The sequence below is a fragment of the Flaviramulus sp. genome (genome assembly GCF_982512915.1).
The window spans coordinates 1-5,483 of record NZ_CEWOCJ010000041.1 but is presented as its reverse complement, the minus strand read 5'-3'; the positions used below and the strand labels follow the sequence as shown (position 1 = coordinate 5,483).

Genomic DNA, 5,483 nt, shown 5'->3' with positions numbered 1-5,483 from the left:
TATGATAAAAGTAGGTAGTGATTTTAGCGGTGTAGGTGCGTTTGATTTTGCTTTAGGTAGAATAACACCATTTCAAACTATATTCGCTTGTGATTGGGATAAATACGCTCGTCAAAGCTATATTGCAAACCATGGTGAGCCAAAGTATTATCCTAAAGATGTTTACGAAAGAGAAATACCATCTGATTCTTTAGATATTTACATGACTTCACCACCATGTCAGAGCTTCAGTTTAGCTGGAAAACGTGAGGGTAAAAATTCGGATAAGGGAATTTTGTTTTTTAACAGTCACGAATTTATACAAAAGAACAAACCACGTTTCTTTATATTTGAGAACGTAAAAGGATTGCTTTCAGATGATGAAGGTAAAACGTTTCAGGAATGGGTAAATATGTTAGGCGGTAAATCAGTTAATGGACTGCCTATTCTATTTCCTTATGAAAATTCAGTACCTTATCATTTGTACTGGCAAGTTTTGAACAGTAAGAAACATGGTGTGCCTCAGAATCGTGAACGAGTTTTTTTAGTTGGTATTCGTGATGATGAAGATAATAGTTTTCAATTTCCAAAAGAAGAGCATTTGACTAAGCGGTTAAAAGATGTGCTTGAATCAGAAGTTGATGAAAAGTATTTTTTGAGTGAGAAGATGGTTGAATTATTAACGTTTGAGAAAAAAGGAAGTGTAGAAATTGCTAATATTAATAAGGGTGGACAAAAGGGAAGTGTTGCATCAAGTGAAGGAAAGTATATCGGTTGTTTAAGTGCAACTGATTACAAACTACCTAAACTTATTCAAGTCAAATCAGCAACACAATGTAATCAGGGTGTTTTAATACCTTTATTTCATTGGGGTAAAGGAAAAAATAATGAAAGAATGGTTTATGATAGTGATGGAATTTCTCCATGTATGACATCTGCAATGGGTATGGGTGGTGGATATACACCAAGCGTTATCGATCAGTACAAAATCAGACGTTTAACACCACGTGAATGTTTCCGTTTGCAAGACTTTCCTGATACGTTTAAATTTGTTGTAAGTGATTCACAACTATACAAACAAGCTGGTAATTCAATTACTGTTAGAGTGCTTGAAAAAATATTAAGAAACTTAAAGTTATAATACCTATCTTTACACTTTATGTTTTGTAAGTAGGTTAGGTTAAGCCCCATTGAGTGATCGGTGGGGTTTTTTAATAGTGTAACCTGTAACGTGTAACATAGGTTACACCTGGTAAAATAAAAATTAAAATAAAAAAAAATATTTTTTTGGTGCAACATCATGTTACATGTTACACTTTTGCTCTGAAAGCCCTATAAACATTGAAAAGTAGGTGCAACATTAGGTGCAACATCATGTTACACCATGTTACACTAAATTAAATTAAAATATTTGTAGGATTTTAAAGAATAAATATTATATTTGCCAATAGTTCGATACCACATTATAGAACAAAAGGTCTTATTTAGCCCTTATTAGAAAGTCGAGGTGGTATCCGATGAGTATAATAGGGGCTTTTTTATTAAATGTAAAATATGAATGTTGAAGAAAGAAAGAAGTTAGAGCAACAAGCTTTATCATTTTTGGACCATTTCTCAGTTGTTACTGTTGGAGAACAGAAAAAACCAAATCAAGAATGGAAAATATTACAAACACAAAAACAATCTAGGGAACAACTGATTGAGAGCATAAATAGATCCAGTACAAAAGCATTTGGATTTATGGGTGGATTTGATTTTCTTGAATGTGTAGATATTGATACAAAAGTATTTTCAACTCAGATTGAAAAGGATGAGTTTTGGAATGAATACTACCAAACTTTAAAAGATTCAATAGTTGACTTTGAAGATAAATTTGCTGTTTATGTTACTCGATCAGGTGGATTTCACATTCTTTACAAATCAAAGCGAGTTGTAGGTAATACTGATATAGCAAAACTGAAAGGTCATAAAGAATGTTTAATTGAAACTAGGGGAACAGGTGGGTATATTTTTGCGTATCCAAATAAAAGATATGCTAAAAAGACTTACTTTGAAATTGAATTTGTAACGGATGCTGATCGTGAAACACTTTGGAATATTTCTAAAAGCTATAACTTTATAGAAGAAAAACCTGAAGAGCCGAAGAAAGATAAAAAGATTTATTCAGCTGATGAAATAACACCCTGGCAAGATTTCAATGATAAGACTGATATTTGGAGCGTTATTCAAGAAGATTTCTTTGTCCCTTCAAATGGTCAAAAGAAGAAACACTATCTTATAAAACGTCATGGCTCTGAAGCTGCGCATTCTGGTTATGTATTCAGAGATAGTGGATGCATGTTTCTATTTACAACTGCGACAATTTATCCACATGAAAAGCTAGTTAGTGCATTTGCCGCTTATACTTACAAATATCACAATGGAGATTTTAAAGCAGCATCAATTGATTTATACGATCAAGGGTTCGGAAGTAGATTAAAGAAGAAAATTGAAGAGAATAAACCTGTAATTGAAAAGCCTTTACCAATTGAAAATATTACTTTTCCATTAGATATATTCCCTAAAGAAATTCAATACTACATACTAGAATGTAATAATAAACTAGATAGTAATATTGATTACATGGGTTGTTCTTTATTGTGGTTAATATCGGTTTGTGTTGGTAATTCATTTGAGATTGAAGTTAAGCGTGGATGGAACGAAAATGGAGTTATTTGGGTGGCAGTTGTTGGTAAGGCTGGAATAGGTAAAACACCTTCAATAAATAACGTTATATTTCCATTGAATAAATTAAACTTCAAAGAGATAAAACGCTATCATATACAATTAGAACAGTATAATTACTACATGAGTTTACCAAAAAAAGAGAAAGAAGAACTTACTGAGCCTCAGAAACCAATTAAATCTCAATTTATTGCAAACGATATTACATTGGAAGCATTAGTTGATTTGCACCAAGAAAGTGATAATGCTGTTGGTGTATTTAAAGATGAGTTAGCAGGATGGTTTAAGGATATGAATAAGTATCGTGCTGGATCAGATTTAGAATTTTGGTTATCATGTTGGAGTGGTAAATCGGTTTCACTTAATAGAATGACTCGCCAGGGATCATTCATAGAAAAACCATTTATTCCTGTTCTTGGTGGTATCCAACCGAGTATCTTCAATCAGTTTGCAACGGATGAAAATAAAGATAATGGATTTTTGGACCGTATGCTTTTAACGTTTCCAGATGCAAAGGTCGATTCTTATAACGAGAATGAATTACACTATTCAGATATTCAATGGTATTCTGATACGATAACTAACTTTTTTCAAACGCTCAAATCTAAGCTACTAAAAAGAGATAATGAAGGTAGAATACAAACGCAGTTAAGTAAGTTTGACAAAGAGGCTAAAATCGAATGGAAAAGGATATTTAATAAAATTACGGAGCATCAAAATAATGAAGATGAGAATGAGTATCTTAAATCTATGTATCCAAAACAAAAAAGTTACATCCCCAGGTTTGCTTTATTGATACATTTATTTTCTTCAGCATTTGAGGATAATGTTAATTCAATGGAAATATCTAAAGAAAGCATATTGAAGGCTGAAAGATTAAGTGACTATTTTGTAATGAATGCAAAGAAGATTAAAATTGAAGCAACTGAAATAAAGGATTTGAAAACAGCATCTAAAGGTGTTGAAAATACATTTGATAAATTAAAAGCCATTCATTCAGCTGATCCACATTTCAACCGTTCAAAGGTTGCTGAATTGTTAGGAGTTTCAAGAGTGCAAATACAACGTTTAATTAAAAAAATAGAAGGATGAAAACACTAAACAACGCTAAACAAGTATCTGAAGGTTTGGGTATTTTAAGCATTAAGGAAATGGTGAGTAAAGAAAAAAAACGATTACTAGAAAATGAGAAGGAACTATTAATTAAACGATTGAAAGAAAGGATATGATAAATATAACTAATGAATGCAACATGGAGCTAATGGCTCGTTATCCTGACAACTATTTTGATTTGGCTATTGTTGACCCTCCTTATGGGATTGACTACGCAAAACGAAAGCAAAAAAATAAAAATTCAAAAATAAAATATACACCTAAAAATTGGGATATTGATAGACCAAATCAAGAATATTTTAATGAATTAAAAAGAGTTTCAAAAAATCAAATTATTTGGGGTGGTAATTATTTTTTAGATATTTTAGGAAATTCAAGAGGTATGATTTGTTGGGATAAATGTCAGCCTGAAGGGTTAGACCAAGCAATGTGCGAATATGCTTGGATAAGTATTGATAAATCTGCTAAAATAATTAAAACATCTATTCAGCAAATACAATTTACAAGGACTCACCCAACAGAAAAACCAATTAAATTATACAAATGGCTTCTTGATAATTACGCAAAGCAAGGAGATAAAATACTCGACACGCATTTAGGCTCAGGAAGTATAGCAATAGCTTGTCACGATTACGGATTCGACCTTACAGCTTGTGAATTGGATAAGGAATACTTTGATAAGGCAATGCAGCGGATTAATAACCACATGGCGCAGACTAAACTATTTTAACATGACCAAAACAAACAAGCTCCGCTTATACGAAATCTTACTATTTGAGAATCGAATCTTATATCCTAACGTACCGGACAACTGTCGAGCCATTACAATAGCAGTCGATACAAATGAGAAAGGAATCAAAGCAAATCTTAAGGCATTTTGTAAAGCTAAAGGATTGAAGCTCTCGATTACTGATTCAGCTGCTAAACGTACCAGCACAACCGAAACGTTAATACATCCTTCAGGTAGAGAGATTCAGAAAGTCAACACGTTTTATCGAAAGTCTGAATTTGAGAAAGGTCACCATGATGTTGAGATAAGCAAGAACAACCGATTGTTTTGTATTGAGATTAAAGCACAAAACATTAAGACGAAATACAAGGACCGACAAAGTGACGATCAAAAGAGTTACGAAAAGAAACTAAATGAAGTCTATGGAAATGACTATTATATCATCAGGGGTATGGATGATTTCTTTGATTTGTTTGATACGGTTATCTTACCTATAATTTAGAATCATTCTAAACTAGCATAGCATGGTATCATGTATTGAATTAATCAGTATTTTTACATAAACAAAACATAAATAATATGAAAACAAAAGACGTTAGCTATCGAATAGCTTACAAATCAGACCACCTCGGAGTTATTGATCTAGAGGAAATGTTAGAGAATGGTCAATCTCTAATCGTAACTATTAATGAAGTATGGCACGAACAAGGAGCAGTAGTTGCTGGTAGTAAAGGCAACTTTAATATAGCTTACTTTAACGAATCAATTAAGCCTTTAGTACTTAACGCAACCAATGCCGCAACGATTCGCAGATTGTGTAATGGTGGTGCAAATCTGAACACTTGGAAGATGCCTGTTACAGTTGAACTTTATATTGATGCAACGGTTAAGATGAAAGGTCAAATAGTTGGAGGTGTTCGAGTTCGTAAGGCTTTGA

Annotated in this window: 6 protein-coding genes; all 6 read left to right on the top strand. The window is 32.6% G+C overall.

Going from position 1 to position 5,483, the window contains the following annotated elements; translation table 11 throughout:
• Nucleotides 1-1,120, top strand: a 1,120-nt coding sequence (locus tag AC1XJX_RS13410) for a DNA cytosine methyltransferase (RefSeq protein ID WP_482004499.1), incomplete at its 5' end; no start/stop codon positions are given.
• 413 nt (nucleotides 1,121-1,533) lie between these two features.
• Nucleotides 1,534-3,795: a DUF3987 domain-containing protein gene (locus tag AC1XJX_RS13405; protein ID WP_482004498.1), complete on the top strand. Its 2,262-nt coding sequence runs from the start codon at nucleotides 1,534-1,536 to the stop codon at nucleotides 3,793-3,795.
• Nucleotides 3,792-3,932 carry a hypothetical protein gene (locus AC1XJX_RS13400; RefSeq protein WP_482004497.1) on the top strand — a complete coding sequence of 47 codons (141 nt, stop codon included), beginning with the start codon at nucleotides 3,792-3,794 and terminating at the stop codon, nucleotides 3,930-3,932. The genes AC1XJX_RS13405 and AC1XJX_RS13400 overlap by 4 nt, the downstream gene beginning before the upstream one ends.
• Nucleotides 3,929-4,546, top strand: coding sequence for a DNA methyltransferase (locus tag AC1XJX_RS13395; protein WP_482004496.1), 618 nt, complete (start codon nucleotides 3,929-3,931; stop codon nucleotides 4,544-4,546). The genes AC1XJX_RS13400 and AC1XJX_RS13395 overlap by 4 nt, the downstream gene beginning before the upstream one ends.
• A 1-nt stretch (nucleotide 4,547) precedes the next feature.
• Nucleotides 4,548-5,048 (top strand): hypothetical protein, encoded by a 501-nt coding sequence (locus AC1XJX_RS13390; protein ID WP_482004495.1) that lies wholly within the window; start codon nucleotides 4,548-4,550, stop codon nucleotides 5,046-5,048.
• Between the two features lie 77 nt (nucleotides 5,049-5,125).
• Nucleotides 5,126-5,483, top strand: a 358-nt coding sequence (locus tag AC1XJX_RS13385) for a hypothetical protein (RefSeq protein WP_482004494.1), incomplete at its 3' end; no start/stop codon positions are given.